The organism is Blastococcus sp. TF02A-30 (genome assembly GCF_003319185.1).
In the GTDB taxonomy this organism is placed as follows: Bacteria; Actinomycetota; Actinomycetes; order Mycobacteriales; family Geodermatophilaceae; genus Blastococcus.
In genome coordinates this window covers 264465-282535 of the sequence record NZ_QOHJ01000002.1, presented here as the reverse complement: position 1 = coordinate 282535, position 18071 = coordinate 264465, and the positions used below count along the sequence as shown (strand labels likewise).

The following is an 18071-nucleotide window of genomic DNA, read 5'->3' as shown; positions in this document are numbered from 1 at the left end:
TCCGTTAGCGTTCCCGCATGGATGGCTTCGACCTGCGTCGGCTGCGGGTGCTCCGGGAGCTGGAGGTGCGCGGCACGCTCGGTGCGGTCGCCCAGGCGCTGCGGTTCAGCCCGTCGGCGATCTCCCAGCAGCTGGCCGTGCTCGAGCGCGAGGCCGGCACCCCGCTGATCGAGAAGGCCGGCCGCGGCGTGCGGCTGACCGATGCGGGCCGGCTCCTGGCGGAGCACGCCGCCGGCCTGCTGGACGCGGCCGAGGCCGCGCGCGCCGACCTCGCGTCGCTGACCGGGGAGGTCCGCGGCACGGTGCGGGTCGGTGGGCTGCAGTCGGCCACCCGCCGCATCCTCATCCCCGCCGTCGCCCGGCTGCGGACCGAGCACCCGCAGGTGCGGGTGGAGGTCACCGAGCTGGAGCTCGAGCAGGCGCTGCCCGAGCTGCGCCTGGGCGGCCTGGACCTGGTCGTCAGCGACGAGTACGACGGGCACCCGCGCCCGCGCCCGGCGGGGCTGCGGTTCCGCCCGCTGCTCGAGGAGCCGCTGCACCTCGTGCTGCCGGCCGATCACCCCCCGGCCGGCTCGGGGGCGCCCGTTCCCATCGCGGCGCTGCGCGGGGACGTGTGGACCTCCTCCGCCACCGGCACCGGCCACCACGCCGTCGTCGTCGCCACCTGCCGGTCCCTCGGCGGCTACGACCCCGACCTGCGGCACCGCTCCAACGACGCCGACGTCCAGCTCGAGCTCGTGCGGGCAGCCGGGGCGGTCGCCCTGATGCCGGCCCTCACCCTGCCCGGCGCCGATCCGGCGCTCGCGGTGCGCGAGGTGGCCGAGGGCGTGGTCCGCCGCCGGCTGGTCGTCGTCACCCGGGAGGGCCGTCCCGGTCCGGCGCTGGGCGCCGTCCTCGCCGCGGTGGCCGAACGGGGCGGTCAGGTGGTCTGGAACGACCGGCGGGACAGGCCGACGCCGTAGCCGTCGAGCACCGTGACCACCGGCCCGGCGGGGTCGGTGGCCGCCCCGAGGGTGACGAACAGCGGGGTGAAGTGCTCCACCGTCGGGTGCGCGTAGGGCATGCCGGGAGCGGCGGTGCGGAACCGGGCGAGCTCGTCCACCGCACCCCGGGCCAGGGCGTCGGCGGCCCAGGCGTCGAAGTCGGTGGACCAGCCCGGCGCCTTGTTCTCGACGAACATCTCCCGGGTCAGGAACGGCAGCCCGTGCGTCATGTGACCGGAGCCGATCACCAGCACGCCCTGCTCGCGCAGCGGCCGCAGCCGCGCGCCGAGCGCCAGGAGCTGGTCGGGGTCCTCGGTCGGCAGCGAGAGCTGGAGCACCGGGACGTCGGCGGCCGGGTACATGATCTTCAGCGGCACCCAGGCGCCGTGGTCCAGCCCGCGGCGAGCGTGCTGGTGCACCTGCTGCGTGTCCGACACCAGGCCCACCACCTCCCGGGCGAGCGCGCCGGCGTCGGGGGTGTCGTAGCGGAACGAGTGGTAGAGCGGGTCGAAGCCGCCGAAGTCGTAGACCAGCTCGTCGGGCCGGACGGCGCTGACCGACAGCGGAGCCGACTCCCAGTGCGCCGAGACGACGAGGACCGCCCTCGGCTTGGGCAGGGCGCGGGCCCAGCCGTGCAGCGGGTCGAGCCACTCCGGGCTCTCGAACGGCATCGGGCCACCGCCGTGGGACAGGTACAGGCTGGGCAGCGGCCCGTCCTCCGGCGTCCACACCGGGTGCGGCTGCTCGGCCTCGAGCACCGCCACGCGGCGCAGGTGCGCGGCGAACGGGTGGCTCGCGGGGATGCGCGAGTCGGCGATGGCGGTCGTGCTGGTGGCGCTGCTGCCGTGGGCCATCTCGGGTGCTCCTGTCGGTCGGCGGGTACCGACCCCACTGTGCACCACTTTTGTTGAAGCTTCAAGCATCCCCGAGACGGTCCGCCGCCGGCGCGCGGGTGCCGGTCCCGCGCGCCGGCGCGGTTCAGCGGCGCACGTCGACGGTGACCGCGGCCGTGGCGCTGACCGGCGCCCCGAACGAGTCGGTCATCGTCAGCGTGCAGCTGAAGGTCGCCGTCCCCACCTGGGTCGGGCGTCCCCGCAGGGTGATGTTCGCGTTCTGCCCGGCCGGGTAGTCGCGGTTGCCCGCCTGCCGCGCGGAGCCGGGAGCCAGCTCCAGGGCGAACGACGTCGTCCCCCCGGTCCGCGTGCAGGAGTAACCGAAGGTGCTGCCCAGCAGCGTCCCCGTGCCCCGGTTCCCGAACTGCACCACCAGCTGCACGGTCTGGTGCACGTTGGCCCGCACGACGGGACCGTTGTTGATCTGCTGGTAGAGGTTCGTCGTCGTGGGCGGCGGGGTGACCACCACGTCGAAGGTGCCGGGGGTGGCGGCGTTGCCGGCCTGGTCCGCCGCGGTGCAGGTGACCGTCGTCGTCCCGATCGGGAACCGCGAGCCCGACGGCCGGTCGCAGGTGGGCCGGATCGCCCCGTCCCGGGTGTCCCCCGCCACCGGCGGCGCGTAGGTGACCCGCGCGCCGTCCGCGCCGGTGGACGGGACGCGGACCGGGTCCTTGGCGGCGATCCGCGGCGGCAGCTGGTCGGCCGGGCGGGCCGGCAGCTGCGCGGGGTCGACGATCCCCCAGTAGGCCGGCATGGCCTGCAGGTCGTCGCTCCACGGCAGCGGCTGCTCCCACGGCCGCGCCATCGGCCACGTCCGCAGCCAGGTGCGGGCGTTGCTGATGCCCCAGAAGGTCACCGACTCGATGGAGCCGGCGTGCGCCCGCAGCACCTGGAAGAGGTCGCGGTAGTAGTAGCCGAGCTCGGTCTCGGACTGCGCCTGGTCGGCCATCCCCGGCCGGTGGGTGGGCGCGTCCGGGCCGCTGACGTCGGCGCCGTTGTTCTCGGCGGAGTTGCTGACGTCGAGCTCGGTGATCACCTGGAGCAGCGGCCGGCCGGTCTCGGCGGAGAGCCGCTCGACCGCGGCCAGCGAGTCGCCGAGCCACTCCACGGGTCGGGCGAAGTCGACGTGCACCTGGTGGCCGACACCGTCGATCGGCACGCCCCGCGCGATCAGCGACCGGACCAGGTCGACGTAGTCGGCCCGCTTCTCCGGCATCTCGGAGTTGTAGTCGTTGATGAACAGCTCCTGCGCCGGGAAGTACTGGTCGGCCAGACGGAACGCCTCGTCGACGAAGCCCTCGCCGAGCACCTGGAACCAGCGGCTGTCGCGCATGTCGTGCGGATTGGCGGTGTCGCCGTCGGCGATGACCTCGTTGACCACGTCCCACGCCCAGAGCGGGCTGCCGCCGTCGGGGTAGCGGGCGTTCACGTGGTCGGCGATGGCCTTGATGTGGGCCTCCATGCGCCCGCGGAGCAGCGCCTGGTCGGCGGCGCTGTCGGTCAGCGGGGTGCCGTCGGGGCGCTGGAACCACCAGGCGGGGGTCTGCGAGTGCCAGACCAGCACGTGCCCGTACACCTGGGTGCCGGTCGCGTCGGCGAAGTCGAGCAGCGCGTCGAGCCGGGTGAAGTCGAAGGTGCCCTCGGTGGGCTGCACGACCTCGGGCTTGCCGTCGTTCTCCGGGGTGATCGCGCTGTAGTGCCTGGTCACCAGCTGCGCGGCGCGGCCGGTGGTCTCCCGCTGGTCGACGGCCACGCCGACCCGCTCGAAGCCCTGCGCACCCAGGACGTCCCGCAGCGCGGGCAGGTCCTGGATCGGCGTCTCCTGGAACGGCGCCACGGTCACGTCGTCGATCAGGAAGTCCTTGCCGGCGGTGCCCTCGACGTAGAGCTGCGCCCGGTCCGCGGCGGCGGGCAAGGTGTACGTACCCTCCAGCCGCACCCACGCCGCGTCGGTGACGACGGCGGAGGCGCCGCCGATGTTCTCGTACGCCGTGGCGGTGCCGGCCCGGTCGCGCTGGACGGAGGCCAAGAGCGAGGCAGAGCCCTGGCCCGGGGCCAGCTTGGCCCACAGGCCGACCCGCACCGGCTGCCCCACGGCGAGGTTGGCGGTCACGTCGATCGCCGGGCCCTGCCAGTCCTGCAGCCGGTTGGTGGCCAGCAGGCTGGCCGTGCCGCCGTGCGCGTCACCGGTGACCCGCTCGACACGGGCGTCGCCGCGCGGACCCCAGCCCTGCAGGCCGGACTCGAAGTCGGTCGTCAGCGGCTGCGCGGCGCCCGGCTCGCCCGGCGCCGCGGGCTCGCCGGTCACGACGACGTCGTCGAGGAAGAAGCTCTGCGTCGGGTCGGGGCTCTCGAAGTAGGGCTCGAGCTGGCTCACCGCGCCGCTGAAGGAGTAGCTGCCGGAGACGCGCGTCCAGCCGGAATCGGACACCGCCACCTGCCAGGCGACGGTGTCGTAGCTGGTGCTGCCGCCCTCGGGCGTGCGCGCCACGCTGAGGGTCACCTGGTCGGTACCGGAGCCGGCGGGGAGCTTGACCCAGCCCTCGACCGTCCAGGTGCCGGCGGGCAGGAAGCCGCGGGCGTCGATGCCGGGACCGTGCCAGCTCTCGGAGCGGCCGGTGACCGCCAGGCTGGCGAGGCCGGTGCGGGCCTCGGCGGTGCTGCGCGCGACCTGGGCGGGACCGCGGCCGTACCAGCCGTCGGTCCCCTCCTCGAAGCCGGCCTGGTGCACGGTCGCGGGCGCTGCGGCCGCCGGCGGGGCCACCAGCGCCACCGCCCCTGCGGTCAGGCCCAGGACCAGCGTCCCGGCTCCCACTCGACGTCGTCCCATGGCGTTCCCCTCGCGGCGTTGCGGGTGACCGGTTCCGGACCGGGCCGAGCGGTGTCGGCCGGACGAGTGAACGGCGTCACACTCCGCTGCGTCAACGTTTTCGAAAACGATTTCTGGACCCGTCGGCCCTGCCGCGGTACCGGTGCGCGAGGATGGGCGGGATGCGTGCCGTCGTGAGCAGGGTGTCTACAGCCGCTGTAACCGTCGACGGCGAGGTGGTCGGCCAGATCGGGACGGGACTGCTGTCACTGGTCGGCGTGGGGCACGCCGACGACGCCGACCGGTCGCGGCTGCTGGCCCGCAAGATCCACGAGCTGCGGATCTTCCCCACCGACGACGGCGCGGTCTCCGCCGCGGATCTCGGCCTCCCGGTGCTGGTCGTCAGCCAGTTCACCCTCTACGCCGACACCCGCAAGGGCCGGCGCCCCTCGTGGGCCGACGCCGCGCCCGGCGAGGTCGCGGAACCGCTGGTCGACGAGGTGGTGGCCGAACTGCGGCGGCGCGGCGCCGCGGTGGCCACGGGGGTGTTCGGCGCCCGGATGCAGGTGTCGTCGGTCAACGAGGGCCCGATGACCTTGCTCCTGGAGGTCTGATCTCCCGCCACCCGGGTAGGACGGGTGCGCGACATCACTCCCTGCGGGTTTGCTGTGAACCGGGGATTCGTGGAACACGCGCCCCTGTCGGAGCCGTTGTGCAGGGCGTACCACACCGGACAGAGAGCCAACGGGGACGGTCCGGAGACCCCGGCCCCCACCCCCGACGCCCCGGGTGCCGCACCGCCGCGCCATCGACGACCGGCGGATGCATCCGAATCGAAGGCAAGGACGAAGAAGCATCGTGACGCTGCTGCAGTCTTCCCCCAACGACACCCTCGAGGTCCGCTCGCGCACCGCCCGCCGCGAGCCCGACACCACCGGCCTGGTGTCCACCGACCTCGTGCGCGTGTACCTGAACACCATCGGCAAGACCGCGCTGCTCACCGCCGAGCAGGAGGTGGAGCTGGCCAAGCGGATCGAGGCCGGGCTCTACGCCGAGCGGCTGCTGGCCGAGAAGCAGGGCCTCTCCCCCGCCCGCCAGCGCGACTACAAGACCCTGGCGGTCGACGGCAAGGCCGCCAAGGCGCACCTGCTGGAGGCCAACCTCCGCCTGGTCGTGTCGGTGGCCAAGCGCTACACCGGCCACGGCATGACGTTCCTGGACCTCATCCAGGAAGGCAACGTCGGCCTGATCCGCGCGGTCGAGAAGTTCGACTACACCAAGGGCTTCAAGTTCTCGACCTACGCCACGTGGTGGATCCGCCAGGCGATCACCCGGGCGATGGCCGACTCCGGCCGCACGATCCGGCTGCCCGTCCACCTGGCCGAGCAGGTCAACAAGGTGGTCCGCACCCGCCGGCGCATGCACCAGGAGCTGGAGCGCGAGCCCACCGCCGAGGAGCTCGGGCTCGAGCTGGACATGCCCGAGGCACGGATCACCGAGCTGCTCGAGTACAGCCGCGACCTGGTCAGCCTGGACCAGACCGTCGGTGCCGACGAGGAGTCCCGTCTCGGTGACTTCATCGAGGACGCCGACGCGGCGGTCGCCGAGGACGCCGTCGCCTTCCAGATGATGAAGGGCGACGTCCGCAACGTCCTGGAGACGCTGGAGGACCGCGAGCGCGACGTCGTCGTGCTGCGGTTCGGCCTGGACGGCGGCCAGCCCCGCACGCTGGAGCAGATCGGCAAGCAGTTCGGCCTGTCCCGCGAGCGGGTCCGCCAGATCGAGCGCGAGACGATGGCCAAGCTCCGCGACCCGGAGCGCGCCGACGCCCTGCGCGACTACCTGGCGTAAGAGCCAGCGACTCACCGAGAGCCCGTCCCCGAAAGGGGGCGGGCTCTCGTCGTGATCAGGTCTCCTGATCATCGCGGGTCCTGGCTCAGCACCGGTGGTGAGCCAGGACCCGTGATGCTGAGCCAGGACGGCGTTACAGCAGCGAGCGCATCCGGCGCGGGCCGGGGTCGACCCGGGCGGTGGGCCGGCCGACGTGCCCCGTGCCGCCGGCGACGACCAGCGACCGGCCGCCGTGCCACGGGTGCGGCGGGCCGACGATCACCGGCTCGAGGGTCAGCCGCAGCACCTCGGGCAGGTCGTCGGCCAGCCGGGCGACCCGCAGCAGCAGGTCCTCCAGCGCCCCGGTGTCCACCGGCTCCGAGCCGCGCCAGCCGTCGAGCAGCGGCCAGGCCCGCGGCGCGCGGACCAGCTCGGCGGCGTCCAGGTCCGACAGCGGCAGCGTGCGGAACGCCCGGTCGCCGAGCAGCTCGGTGGCCACTCCCCCGACGCCGAAGCTCACCAGCGCGCCGAACGACGGGTCGTCGACGATCTCCACGACCGTCGCGACGCCCGGGGCGGCCATCTCCTGCACGATCACCGGGTCGCCGGACGGGATGGCGGCGAACGCAGCGCGCACCGCGTCGGCGTCGATGAGGTCCAGCCGCACGCCGCCGAGGTCGGACCGGTGCCGCAGCCAGGGCGCCGTGGACTTGAGGACGACGGGGTAGCCGATCTCCTCCGCGGCGGCGACCGCGGCCTCGGCGTCGCTCACCGTGCGGGTGCCGAGCAGCGGGACGCCGTAGGCGCCGAGCAGCGCGATGAGCTCGTCGTCGGTCAGGTCCCGGCCGCCGGGGGCGTCCGCGAGCACCGCGCGGACCACGGCGCGGGCGGCGGCCTCGTCGACGTCGGGCAGCTCCGGGATCTCGCCGACCGGACGACGGCGCCACCGGGCGTACTCGGCGACCTTGGCCAGCGCGATGACCGCCCGCTCCGGGGTGCTGAACGACGGCACCGAGCCGCGGGCCGGCATGCCGTGCTCGTCCAGGACCGCCAGCTCCGGCGGGATGCCCTCGGTCGACAGGAAGCTGGCCACGATCGGCTTGCCCGAACCGACGGACACCTCGCGCAGCGCCGGGCCGTACTCGTGCGAGCCGGACATCAGCGGTGGCAGGAACACCGCGACCACGGCGTCCACGCCGTCGTCGTCGACCGCGGCCTGCAGCGCGGCGCGGAACTCCTCCGGGGTGCCGGAGACGCCGATGTCGACCGGCGCCTCGTGCGCCAGCTCCAGCCCCTCCTCCAGGACGGCGTCGGCGACGAGCACGCCGATGGCGGTGGAGTTGCCGACGACGGCGACCCGCGCCCCCGCCGGGAGCGGCTGGTGGGCCAGCAGGGTGCCGACGTCGAACAGCTGCGCCACCGTCTCGACCCGGATGACGCCGGCCGAGGAGAACAGCGCCGCCACCGACTGCTCGGGCACCGCGACCGAGGTCCCGGCCAGGCCCGGGGTGACGCCGACGTGCCGGCCGCTCTTCACCGCCACCACCGGCTTGGTGCGGCCGACGGTGCGGGCCAGCCGGGCGAACTTGCGGGGGTTGCCGAAGCTCTCCAGGTGCAGCAGCACCACCTCGGTGCCGGGGTCGGTGGCCCAGTACTGCAGCAGGTCGTTGCCGCTGACGTCGGCGCGGTTGCCGGCGGAGACGAACGACGACAGCCCGATGCCGCGGCTGCGGGCGCGCTCCAGCAGGGCGACGCCCAGCGCGCCGGACTGGGCGAAGAAGCCGACCCGCCCGCGGCCGGGGACCATCGGCGCCAGCGAGGCGTTGAGCCGCACCTCGGGGTCGGTGTTGACGATGCCCAGGCAGTTGGGGCCCACGACGCGCATGCCCGACGCGCGGGCCGCGGCGACCAGCCGGCGCTCGGCCTCGCGCCCCTCGGGGCCGGTCTCGCCGAAGCCGCCGGAGACGACCACCAGCCCCCGGACCCGCTTGCGCCGGCACGCCTCGAGCACGGCGGCCACCTCGTCGGCCGGCACCGCGAGGACGGCGAGGTCGACGTCGTCGGGGATGTCCTCGATCGTCGCGTAGGCGGGCACCCCGCGGACGTGCCGCGCGGTCGGGTTGACCGGGTAGACCGGGCCGGAGAAGCCGTAGTCGAGCAGGTGGCGGAGCAGCGCGTTGCCGACCTTCCCGTCGTCGTTGCTGGCGCCCACGACGGCCACCGACGACGGGGTGAGCAGCCGCGCGATCGACCGCGACTCGCTGCGCTGCTCGCGCTCGTAGGCGACGGCGAGGGCGTCCTCGGTCTGCTCGATCGGGAAGGTCAGGTGCACGACGCCGTCCTCGTAGGAGCGCTCGGCCTTGTAGCCCGCGTCCCGGAAGACCCGCACCATCTTGCTGTTCTGCGCGAGCACCTCGGCGACGAAGCGCTTGATCCCGCGCTCCCGGGCGGCTGCGGCCAGGTGCTCGAGCAGCACCGACCCCAGGCCGCGGCCCTGGTGGGCGTCCTCGACCAGGAAGGCCACCTCGGCGTCGTCGGTGCCCGGGTACCGGTCGTACCGGCCGACGGCGATGACCTGGTCCCCCAGCAGGACCACGAAGGCCACCCGGTTGTCGTGGTCGACGTGGGTGAACCGGTGCAGGTCCTTGTCCGAGAGCCGCTTCATCGGCCCGAAGAACCGGTAGTAGCGGGTCTGGTCGCTGCTGCGGTCCATGAGGCCGGTGAGCCCGTCGGCGTCCTCCGGGCAGATCGGGCGCAGGTGCACGGTGCCGCCGTCGGCGGCGACGATGTCGGCCTCCCAGTGCGGCGGCGGGGTCGGGGGGGCCTCGGCGGGAGGCGCGGTCTGCTCAGTCACGGGGATCGTCCGGGTCGAGGCCGAAGTAGGGGAAGGACGCGCGGCGGGTGCGCATGATCGCGCGGTCCACGCGGGACTCGGTGAAGCTGTCCCACCGGGAGAAGCCGGTGTAACCGCCCTCGGTCATGTGGGTGGGCGGCCGGGCCCGGAGCCCGCGGGCGACGACGTCGTCGCGCCAGGACTGCGGGATCTCGGTGGCGGGGTCGAGCTTCACCCCGGACACCTCGGCGATCAGGTGGGTCCAGGCCCGCGGCACGCAGCGCACCAGCCCGTAGCCGCCGCCCCCGAGCGCGATCCACCGGCCGTCGCAGAGCTGGTGGGCCAGCTCGTGCATCGCCTTGTAGCTGGCGCGCTGGCCGTCGATGGTGAGGGCGAGGTCGGCGAGCGGGTCCTCGTGGTGGGCGTCGCAGCCGCACTGGGTGACGATGATCTGCGGCTCGAAGGCCGTGAGCACGCTCGGGACGACGGCGGTGAACGCCCGCAGCCAGGCGGAGTCGTCGGTGCCGTTGGGCAGGGCGAGGTTGACCGCGCTGCCCAGGGCCTTGTCGGCGTCGCCGGTCTCCTCCGGGAAGCCGGTGCCCGGCCACAGCGTGAGCGGCGTCTGGTGGATGCTGACGGTGAGCACCCGCGGGTCGTCGTAGAAGGCGGCCTGCACGCCGTCGCCGTGGTGCACGTCGAGGTCGACGTAGGCGATCCGCTGGTAGCCCTGCCCGAGCAGCCAGGCGATGGCGACGGCGGCGTCGTTGAACACGCAGAACCCCGCGGCCCGGTCCCGCATGGCGTGGTGCAGCCCGCCGGAGATGTTGACCGCGTGCTGCGCCGCTCCGCTGTGCACCTGCTGCGCGGCCAGCACGCTGCCCCCGGTGATCAGCGCCGCGGCGTCGTACATGCCCGCGAAGACCGGGTTGTCCGACGTCCCGAGACCGTGCCCGACGGACGGGTCGATCGGCGCCTGGCGCACCGCCTCGAGGTACAGCGGGTCGTGCACGAGGGTGAGCAGCTGCTCGTCGGCCGGCTCCGGCTTCAGCACCCGCAGCCGGTCGCCGGCCAGCAGGCCGAGGCTGTCGGCAAGCCGCATGGTGAGGTCCAGCCGGACCGGGTGCAGCGGGTGCTCCCCGCCCATCGTGTAGCCGAGCAGGCTGTCGTCCCAGACGACGGCCACCGAGTCGCTCATGGCACCTCCTCGTGCAGGCGACGCCCGCGGCGGTCGCCGCCCCGGGCCGGGACCCCACCGGCCTCCCGGACGCTACCGGGTGACGGCGCGGGCGCACGCCGCGCAGCCCACCCGCGGCGTGACCAGGTGGGACGGCTCACCCCCGTAGACTGGGCTGCGACACGGAGGAGTACCTGTGAACGATCTCATCGACACCACGGAGATGTACCTCCGCACGATCTTCGAGCTCGAGGAGGAGGGCATCACCCCTCTCCGGGCCCGGATCGCGGAGCGCCTGCACCAGAGCGGCCCCACGGTCAGCCAGACGGTGGCGCGCATGGAGCGCGACGGCCTGCTGACCGTGGAGGGCGACCGGCACCTGCAGCTCTCGGAGGAGGGCCGCCAGCTGGCGACGGCGGTGATGCGCAAGCACCGCCTGGCCGAGTGCCTGCTCGTCGACGTCATCGGTCTGGACTACGCCGACGTGCACGAGGAGGCCTGCCGCTGGGAGCACGTCATGAGCGAGGCGGTGGAGCGCCGGCTGCTGTCGCTGCTGGGCAACCCGACCGTCTCGCCGTTCGGCAACCCGATCCCGGGGCTGGACGCGCTGCGCGGCGGGGACGACGGCCTCGGGGGCGAGACCTCGGCGGTGCTCGACGCGCTGACCGTGCTGTCGACGACGGCGACGGCCGAGGGCCGCCCGGTGGTCGTGCGCCGGATCAGCGAGCAGCTGCAGGAGAACGCCGAGCTGCTGCGCGCGCTGGCCGACCACGGGGTCCGCCCGGGCGTGACCATGGAGGCCCGCCTGGTCGAGGGCTCGGTGAGCCTGGACGGCTACGTGCTGCCGGTGGGCGTGGCCCAGCACATGTTCGTCAGCGCGGTCGACGAGGAGCTCACCCCGCTGGAGGCGGCGCCGCTGCTGTGACGTCCCCGGTGGCGGGCCCCCGCGGGCCCGCCACCGGCGCGCGCGGGAACCGGCCGGTGCCGGTCACTACGGTGGGGTCGATCCCCGCTCCCTCGCGAGAGAAGGCACCGGTGAGCCAGTCCGCTCCTGCCTCCGACCCCACCCCCGCCGGCGGGTCCGCCGCCGAGGAGGCGGAGGCTCCCCCGCCCAGCCCGTTCCACCGGCTGGCCGACTTCGTGGCGCTCCCCCGCATCGGCGGGCTGGCGCTGTCGGCCGACGGCAGCCGGCTGGCGGTCTCCGTGGCCACGCTCGACCCGGAGAAGAAGAAGTGGCAGTCCGCGCTGTGGGAGGTCGACCCGGCCGGGCAGCGGCCCGCCCGCCGGCTGACGCGCAGCGCACCGGGTGAGTCCTCCCCGGCCTTCGCGCCGGACGGGTCCCTGCTGTTCACCTCCGCCCGCCCCGACCCGGCGGCGACCGCCGAGGGCGACCCGAAGCCGGCGCTGTGGAGCCTGCCGCCGGGCGGCGGGGAGGCCCGGCCCGTGCTGACCCGCCCGGGCGGCATCTCGTCGTTCACCGTGGCCGCCGCCGGCGGCGAGGTGGTCGTCTCGGCGTCGACGATGACCGGCGGCTCGGAGGGCGAGGCCGACGAGGAGCGCCGGAAGAAGCGCAAGGACGCCGGGGTGTCGGCGATCCTGCACGAGAGCTACCCGGTGCGGTACTGGGACCACGACCTCGGGCCTGCCGCGCCGCACCTGTTCGCCGCCGGGCGGCTGCCCACCGAGGAGAGCGCGCTCGAGGGCGTGCCGCAGGTGGAGCTGCGCGACCTGACCCCCGAGGCCACCGCCCCGGTCGGCGCCGACGGCGACTACGCGCTCTCCCCCGACGGCCGGCTGCTGGCCCGGTCGGAGCAGGTCCCCGACGGCCCGGCGGGGCACCGCTCCCGGCTGGTGCTGACCGAGGTGTCCTCCGGCGCGACCCGGCCGCTGGTCGACGACCCGCTGGCCGACGTGTACGCCGCCGCGTTCTCGCCGGACGGGAGCGCGCTGGTCTGCGTGCGGGAGGCGCTGTCGAGCTACGCCGAGCCGCCGGACTACACCCTGCTGCTGGTCGACGTGGACAGCGGCACCGCCCGCGAGCTCACCCCCGGCTTCGACCGGTGGCCCAGCGCGCCGCAGTTCGCCGCCGACGGCGCCGCCGTGTACTTCCTCGCGGACGAGGACGGCCGGCACGCGCTGTTCCGCGTCGACGTCGACGGGGGCGAGCCGGTCCGGCTGACCGGCGACGGCGCCTACAGCGACCTGCAGGTGGCCCGCGACGGCAGCGCCCTCTACGCGCTGCGCTCGGCCTACGACTCCCCCGCCGTCCCGGTGCGGATCGATCCCGTCGCCCCGATGCAGGACCCGGTCGTGCTGCCCAACCCGGGCACGATCGACCGGCTGCCGGGCACGCTCACCGAGGTGCGCGCCACCGCGGCCGACGGCGCCGAGGTGCAGTCGTGGCTGGTGCTGCCCGAGGGCGCCTCCGCGGCAACCCCCGCCCCGCTGCTGCTCTGGATCCACGGCGGACCGCTGATGAGCTGGAACAGCTGGTCGTGGCGCTGGAACCCGTGGGTGCTGGCCGCCCGCGGCTACGCCGTGCTGCTGCCCAACCCGGCGCTGTCGCAGGGCTTCGGGCAGGACTTCGTCCGCCGCGGTTGGGGCGAGTGGGGCGGCGCTCCGTACACCGACCTCATGGCCGCCGTCGACGCCGCGGAGCAGCTGCCCGAGATCGACGAGACCCGCACCGCGGCGATGGGCGGCTCCTTCGGCGGGTACATGGCCAACTGGGTCGCCACCCAGACCGACCGGTTCAAGGCCATCGTCACGCACGCCAGCCTGTGGGACCTCGACTCGTTCACCGGCACCACGGACGCGGCGTACTACTGGGAGAAGGAGTGGGGCGACCCGCTGCGCGAGCCCAAGCGCTACGAGCAGAACTCGCCGCACCGGTACGCCGACGCCATCCGGACGCCGATGCTGGTCATCCACGGAGACAAGGACTACCGCGTCCCGATCAGCGAGGGCCTGCGGCTCTGGTACGACCTGCAGAAGCGCGGCGTCCCGTCGAAGTTCCTCTACTTCCCCGACGAGAACCACTGGGTGCTCACGCCCGGCAACTCGATCGTCTGGTACGAGACCGTGCTCGCCTTCCTGGCCGAGCACGTCCTGGGCCAGGAGTGGCAGCGCCCCGAGCTGGTCTGACCGGCACCGGCCGGTGGGCACCTCAGCCCGCCGGCCGGTCGGCGTCGTCGGCGGCCAGGGTCAGCAGCTCGCGCAGCTCCGCGGGCGGGACGCACGCCGCCAGCGCCTGGGCCAGCAGCCGCGCCAGCGAATAGCCCGGATCGCCGTCCAGCGCCCGGTCCAGGGCTATGTTGGCCATGGCGCCGTCGCCGCGCAGCCACGCGCAGACCGCGAGCAGCGTGGCCGGCGCCGCGTCGAGGGGCGAGGGCGCCCGGCGGGTGCACTCGGTCCACAGCGACTCGGCCGCCACCCGCTCCTCCCCCAGCGCCAGTTGCAGCGCCCAGTCACGCACCTGGACGTCGCGCAGCGCCCACAGCACCTCCGCGAGCTCGGCGTCGGGCAAGGGCTCCGACGACGGCCCGGGCCGGAACCGCCGGACGGCGCTGCCGATGGCCGCCCGGTCGCCGACCCGCACCGCGGCCCAGCCGCGGGCCTCGACCTCCGCGGCCCGCTCGCCCCCCGCCCGGAGGCACGCGTCGCCCGCTGACGTCCGCGCCGGCTCGGGCGGCGGGGCGATGCGGAGGGCCAGCTCCTGCCGGTCCCGCGCGACCACCGTGCCCACCGCCACGGAGGCGGCGGCCAGCTCGCCCACGTCGGCGGGCAGCGGCGTGCCGGCGCCGGGCTCGCAGCACGGGTACGGGCAGTCGTAGGACCACCAGCGCTCCCGGGCGACGAGCAGCGCCTCCCGCAACGGCAGCCCCACCGCGTCGAGCGCCAGGACGAGGTCGTGCACCAGGCCCCGGTGCGGCAGCCCGTCGGGCACCTCCGGCGCCTCGGACAGCACGACCAGGAGCACGCCGTCGGGCCGGTCCTGCGCGAGGCTGCGGGTCAGGGCTCGGGCCAGCGCCGGGCCGTGCTCGGGGGGCGGCAGGTCGGCGCGGACGGTCAGGCCGACCCGCCGGCCCGACGGGCCGCCCAGCGAGACGAGCACGATCGACTCCGCCGGCCGGTAGCCGAGCAGGTAGGGCAGCGCGACCGCGATCTCACCGGGCTCGCCCAGCGAGACGGTGGGACGGGTCAGGTCGGCGGCCGGTCCTGGGATCTCCATGCCCCCGACCGTGGCCGGGGAACGGCGGGCGCGGAGGCCCCGAGCGCGGTCTGTGGACGCCCGCCCGGCTGTGGACGGATCAGCCCAGCGCGTCGGCCTGCACCTGGTAGGCCTCCTCCAGCAGCGCCGCGAACGCCGCGGGGTCCGGCGCCGCGGTGCCCGAGCCGGTCGGGTCGACGACCAGCGACATGAGGACGAGGAGGCGGTCGCCGTCCTCCACCGCGCCGATCAGCGCCGGGACGCTGGCCTGCGTGCCGTCGGGCAGCGCGACCGTCGTCGCGTACCGGAGGCCGGCCGAGCCGTCGCCGAGGTCGGCCACGTCCAGCCCCTCGAAGGAGATCGTCGCCGTGCCGATCTCCGGCGAGGAGATCTGCGCCGACGGGCAGCGCTCCACCGCGGCGGCCAGCTGGTCGACGGTCCCCTCGGTCGGGCCGCCGCGCACCAGCATCTCGACGGTCACCGTCGTCCCGGTCTGCGCGCTCACCGCGGCGATCTCGTCGAAGTCGCCGATGTCGGGCTGGGTGCCCTCGACCGCCGCGTCGCACTCCTCCGGCGTGACCTCCACGTCGCCCAGCGAGCCGGCCAGGCCGGCGCCCTGCTCCAGCTGCTCCGGCGAGACGGCGACGACCGTGGCGTCGGCGCCGAAGGCATCGGCGGTCAGCAGCCCCGAGGCGAGGTCGGGCTCGCTACCCGCCTCGGACTTCGTCCGGTCGGCCTTGTCCGACGACGACGCGGCCTCCCGGGAGTCCGAGCCGCCGTCGTCCCCGCCGCAGCCGGCCAGCAGCAGCCCCGCGGCGAGCCCGCCGGCGAGCGCCGCGCGGACGCGGGGACGGCGGGACCGGGACGGACGGGCAGCAGCAGCCATGCCGCAACCCAACCACCCCGCGGCCCCGTCCGGGGTGTCAGAACCGGTACTGGATCCGGGTGCGGGACTCGAGGATCGGCGTCACGTGCTCGGCGATGACCGCCAGGTGGACCGGGTCCTGCGCGTACCGGTAGTAGGACTCGACGTCGGGGAAGTCGGCGATCAGCACCGCGTGCGCGTTGCCGTCGACCAGCCCGGCGTCCTCCGCGACGGTCAGCGAGGTCATGCCCCCGACCTCGCGGCGCAGGTCCCGCAGCGCCTGGAGGGTGGCCGCGCGCCGCTCGGCGGGGGCGTCCGCGGCCCAGGTGAAGGTCACGACGTGACGGATCATGCGCAGCACCCTGCCACGCCGGGGCGCCGTCCGTCCGGGTGCGCCCTGCCGTCCCGCCGTCCCGGCTGGTGGACGAGGGGCCCGACGGCGCTGGCTAGAGTCCCGCCCATGGGACGGTCGCTGCGCATCGCACTGCTGTCCTACCGCAGCAAGCCGCACGGCGGTGGCCAGGGCGTCTACGTCCGGGCGCTCTCCCGCGAGCTGGCCGAGCTCGGCCACCGGGTCGAGGTGCTCAGCGGCCAGCCCTACCCCGAGCTCGACGACGGCGTGCCGCTGACGCCGCTGCCCAGCCTCGACCTGTACCGCGAGCCCGATCCGTTCCGGACGCCGCGGCCCTCGGAGTTCCGCGACTGGATCGACGTCGCCGAGTGGGCCACGATGTGCGCCGCCGGCTTCCCGGAGCCGCTGACGTTCAGCCTCCGCGCCGCCCGCCACCTGCTGCCGCGGGCCGCGGAGTTCGACGTCGTCCACGACAACCAGTCGCTCGGCTACGGGCTGCTGCGGCTGTCCCGCGCCGGCCTGCCCACGGTGGCCACCGTGCACCACCCGGTCGCCATCGACCGCGAGCTGGAGCTGGCCGCCGCCCCGTCGCTGCGCCGCAAGCTGACCCTGCGCCGCTGGTACGCGTTCACCGCCATGCAGGCCAAGGTGGTGCGCCGCCTCGACGCGGTCACCACGGTCTCGGAGAACTCCCGGCAGGACATCGAGCGCTACATGGGCCTCCCGGCGCGCGACGTCGAGGTGATCCCGGTCGGCATCGACCCGGGCACCTTCACGCCGCCGGCGGACCACCGGGTCCGGGAGACCGGCTCGATCCTGGCGATCACCAGCGCCGACGTCCCGCTCAAGGGCCTGGTGCACCTGCTGGAGGCGGTGGCCAAGCTGCGCACCGAGCGGCCGGTGCGGCTCACCGTGGTGGGCACCGCCCGGCCGGGCGGCCCCGCCGAGGCGGCGCTGGACCGGCTCGGCATCCGCGACGCCGTCCGGTTCACCGGCCCGGTGCCCGAGGCCGAGCTGATCGAGCTCCTCCAGCGCGCCACCCTGCTGGCCATCCCGTCGCTGTACGAGGGCTTCTCCCTCCCGGCGATCGAGGCGATGGCCTGCGCGACCCCGCTGGTCACCACCGACGCCGGCGCCCTGCCGGAGGTCGTGGGCACCAAGGCCGGGCTGCGGGTGAGGGCCGGCGACGTCGGCGAGCTCACCGCGGCGCTGCAGCTGGTCCTCGACTCGCCGTCCCTGGCCGAGCAGCTGGGCCGGGCCGGCCGGCGCCGCGTGCTGGACACCTACACCTGGCGGGCGACGGCCGAGCGCACCGCCGACTGGTACGCCGAGACCCTGGAGCGCCGTTGCTGACCGTCGACTACGACCTCCTCGACCTGCGGCCGGGGATGACCGTCCTCGACCTCGGCTGCGGCGAGGGCCGGCACGCCTTCGAGGCCTACCGCCGGGGCGCCTCCGTCGTCGCCGTCGACTGGGGGCAGCCGGAGGTCGAGACGACCAAGCGCTGGCTGGGCGCGATCGCCGAGGCCGGTGAGGCCCCGGCCGGGGCGCGCTACGAGGTGGTGCGCGGCGACCTGCTGCACCTGCCGTTCCCCGACGCCAGCGTCGACCGGGTGATGGCCAGCGAGGTGCTCGAGCACATCCCGGACGACGAGACCGCGATGGCCGAGATCTTCCGCGTGCTCAGGCCCGGCGGCCGCGCCGTCGTCACCGTGCCCCGCTACGGGCCCGAGCGGATCTGCTGGGCGCTGTCGGACGAGTACCACGCCAACGAGGGCGGGCACATCCGCATCTACACCCGCTCGGTGCTGCGCGAGCGGCTGGCCGGGGCCGGGCTGGTTCCGGGCGCCGACCACCACGCGCACGCGCTGCACGCACCGTTCTGGTGGCTGAAGTGCGCGGTCGGCGTCGGCAAGCCCGACAACCGCGCCGTCCGGGCCTACCACCGGCTGCTCGTGTGGGACCTGACCACGCGGCCGTGGATCACCCGGGCCGCCGAGAAGGTGCTCGACCCCGTGCTCGGCAAGAGCTACGTCGTCTACGCGGACAAGCCGGCAGCCGCGGGGACCGCGTCCCTGCCCTCCGAGCCGGAGCGGACCGCTGCGGCGGGCTGAGGCCCTGC

The 18071-nt window shown here is 74.9% G+C and carries 14 protein-coding genes; 7 read left to right on the top strand and 7 right to left on the bottom strand.

Going from position 1 to position 18071, the window contains the following annotated elements; all coding sequences use genetic code 11:
• Positions 1-17: 17 nt before the first annotated feature.
• The gene (locus DQ241_RS05635; protein ID WP_113829188.1) at positions 18-962 is read left to right on the top strand and encodes a LysR family transcriptional regulator; all 945 of its coding nucleotides are present in this window, start codon (positions 18-20) and stop codon (positions 960-962) included.
• Here the strand turns inward: DQ241_RS05635 and DQ241_RS05630 are convergent.
• On the bottom strand, positions 920-1837 hold the full coding sequence (locus tag DQ241_RS05630) for a dioxygenase (protein ID WP_113829187.1): 918 nt from the start codon (positions 1835-1837) through the stop codon (positions 920-922). The genes DQ241_RS05635 and DQ241_RS05630 overlap by 43 nt on opposite strands.
• Positions 1838-1961: 124 nt before the next feature.
• A complete protein-coding gene (locus DQ241_RS05625; protein ID WP_113829186.1) occupies positions 1962-4706 on the bottom strand; it encodes an endo-1,4-beta-xylanase in 2745 nt (914 codons plus the stop codon).
• 161 nt (positions 4707-4867) lie between these two features.
• Between DQ241_RS05625 and dtd the strand changes: the two genes are divergently transcribed.
• Both dtd and sigB read left to right on the top strand, forming a co-directional pair.
• Complete coding sequence (dtd, locus tag DQ241_RS05620) at positions 4868-5299, top strand: D-aminoacyl-tRNA deacylase (RefSeq protein ID WP_113829185.1); 432 nt, start codon at positions 4868-4870, stop codon at positions 5297-5299.
• Positions 5300-5543: 244 nt separating this feature from the next.
• Entirely contained in the window at positions 5544-6536 is a 993-nt protein-coding gene (gene sigB, locus DQ241_RS05615) for an RNA polymerase sigma factor SigB (RefSeq protein ID WP_199584108.1), read from the top strand.
• A 133-nt stretch (positions 6537-6669) separates the two neighbouring features.
• On the opposite strand, the gene DQ241_RS05610 is transcribed toward sigB, so the two are convergent.
• Positions 6670-9369 (bottom strand): bifunctional GNAT family N-acetyltransferase/acetate--CoA ligase family protein, encoded by a 2700-nt coding sequence (locus tag DQ241_RS05610; protein ID WP_113829184.1) that lies wholly within the window; start codon positions 9367-9369, stop codon positions 6670-6672.
• A complete protein-coding gene (locus DQ241_RS05605; protein ID WP_113829183.1) occupies positions 9362-10543 on the bottom strand; it encodes an acetoin utilization protein AcuC in 1182 nt (393 codons plus the stop codon). The genes DQ241_RS05610 and DQ241_RS05605 overlap by 8 nt, the downstream gene beginning before the upstream one ends.
• A 175-nt stretch (positions 10544-10718) precedes the next feature.
• Here DQ241_RS05605 and DQ241_RS05600 point away from each other — a divergent pair, with 175 nt between their 5' ends.
• Complete coding sequence (locus DQ241_RS05600) at positions 10719-11447, top strand: metal-dependent transcriptional regulator (RefSeq protein WP_113829182.1); 729 nt, start codon at positions 10719-10721, stop codon at positions 11445-11447.
• A gap of 110 nt (positions 11448-11557) precedes the next feature.
• Positions 11558-13666, top strand: a complete 2109-nt coding sequence (locus tag DQ241_RS05595; RefSeq protein WP_113829443.1) for a S9 family peptidase — start codon at positions 11558-11560, stop codon at positions 13664-13666.
• A gap of 22 nt (positions 13667-13688) precedes the next feature.
• Here DQ241_RS05595 and DQ241_RS05590 read toward each other — a convergent pair whose 3' ends face one another.
• The 3 genes from DQ241_RS05590 to DQ241_RS05580 all read right to left on the bottom strand — a co-directional run bounded on the left by DQ241_RS05590 (position 13689) and on the right by DQ241_RS05580 (position 15949).
• On the bottom strand, positions 13689-14753 hold the full coding sequence (locus DQ241_RS05590; protein ID WP_113829181.1) for a DUF4192 domain-containing protein: 1065 nt from the start codon (positions 14751-14753) through the stop codon (positions 13689-13691).
• Positions 14754-14832: 79 nt separating this feature from the next.
• Positions 14833-15618, bottom strand: coding sequence for a hypothetical protein (locus tag DQ241_RS05585; protein ID WP_113829180.1), 786 nt, complete (start codon positions 15616-15618; stop codon positions 14833-14835).
• Between the two features lie 37 nt (positions 15619-15655).
• Entirely contained in the window at positions 15656-15949 is a 294-nt protein-coding gene (locus DQ241_RS05580; protein WP_113829442.1) for a Dabb family protein, read from the bottom strand.
• Positions 15950-16057: 108 nt separating this feature from the next.
• Between DQ241_RS05580 and DQ241_RS05575 the strand changes: the two genes are divergently transcribed.
• Entirely contained in the window at positions 16058-17302 is a 1245-nt protein-coding gene (locus DQ241_RS05575) for a glycosyltransferase family 4 protein (RefSeq protein ID WP_113829179.1), read from the top strand.
• Positions 17296-18063 carry a class I SAM-dependent methyltransferase gene (locus DQ241_RS05570; RefSeq protein WP_113829178.1) on the top strand — a complete coding sequence of 256 codons (768 nt, stop codon included), beginning with the start codon at positions 17296-17298 and terminating at the stop codon, positions 18061-18063. Before DQ241_RS05575 ends, DQ241_RS05570 begins: the two co-directional genes overlap by 7 nt.
• Positions 18064-18071: the final 8 nt, after the last annotated feature.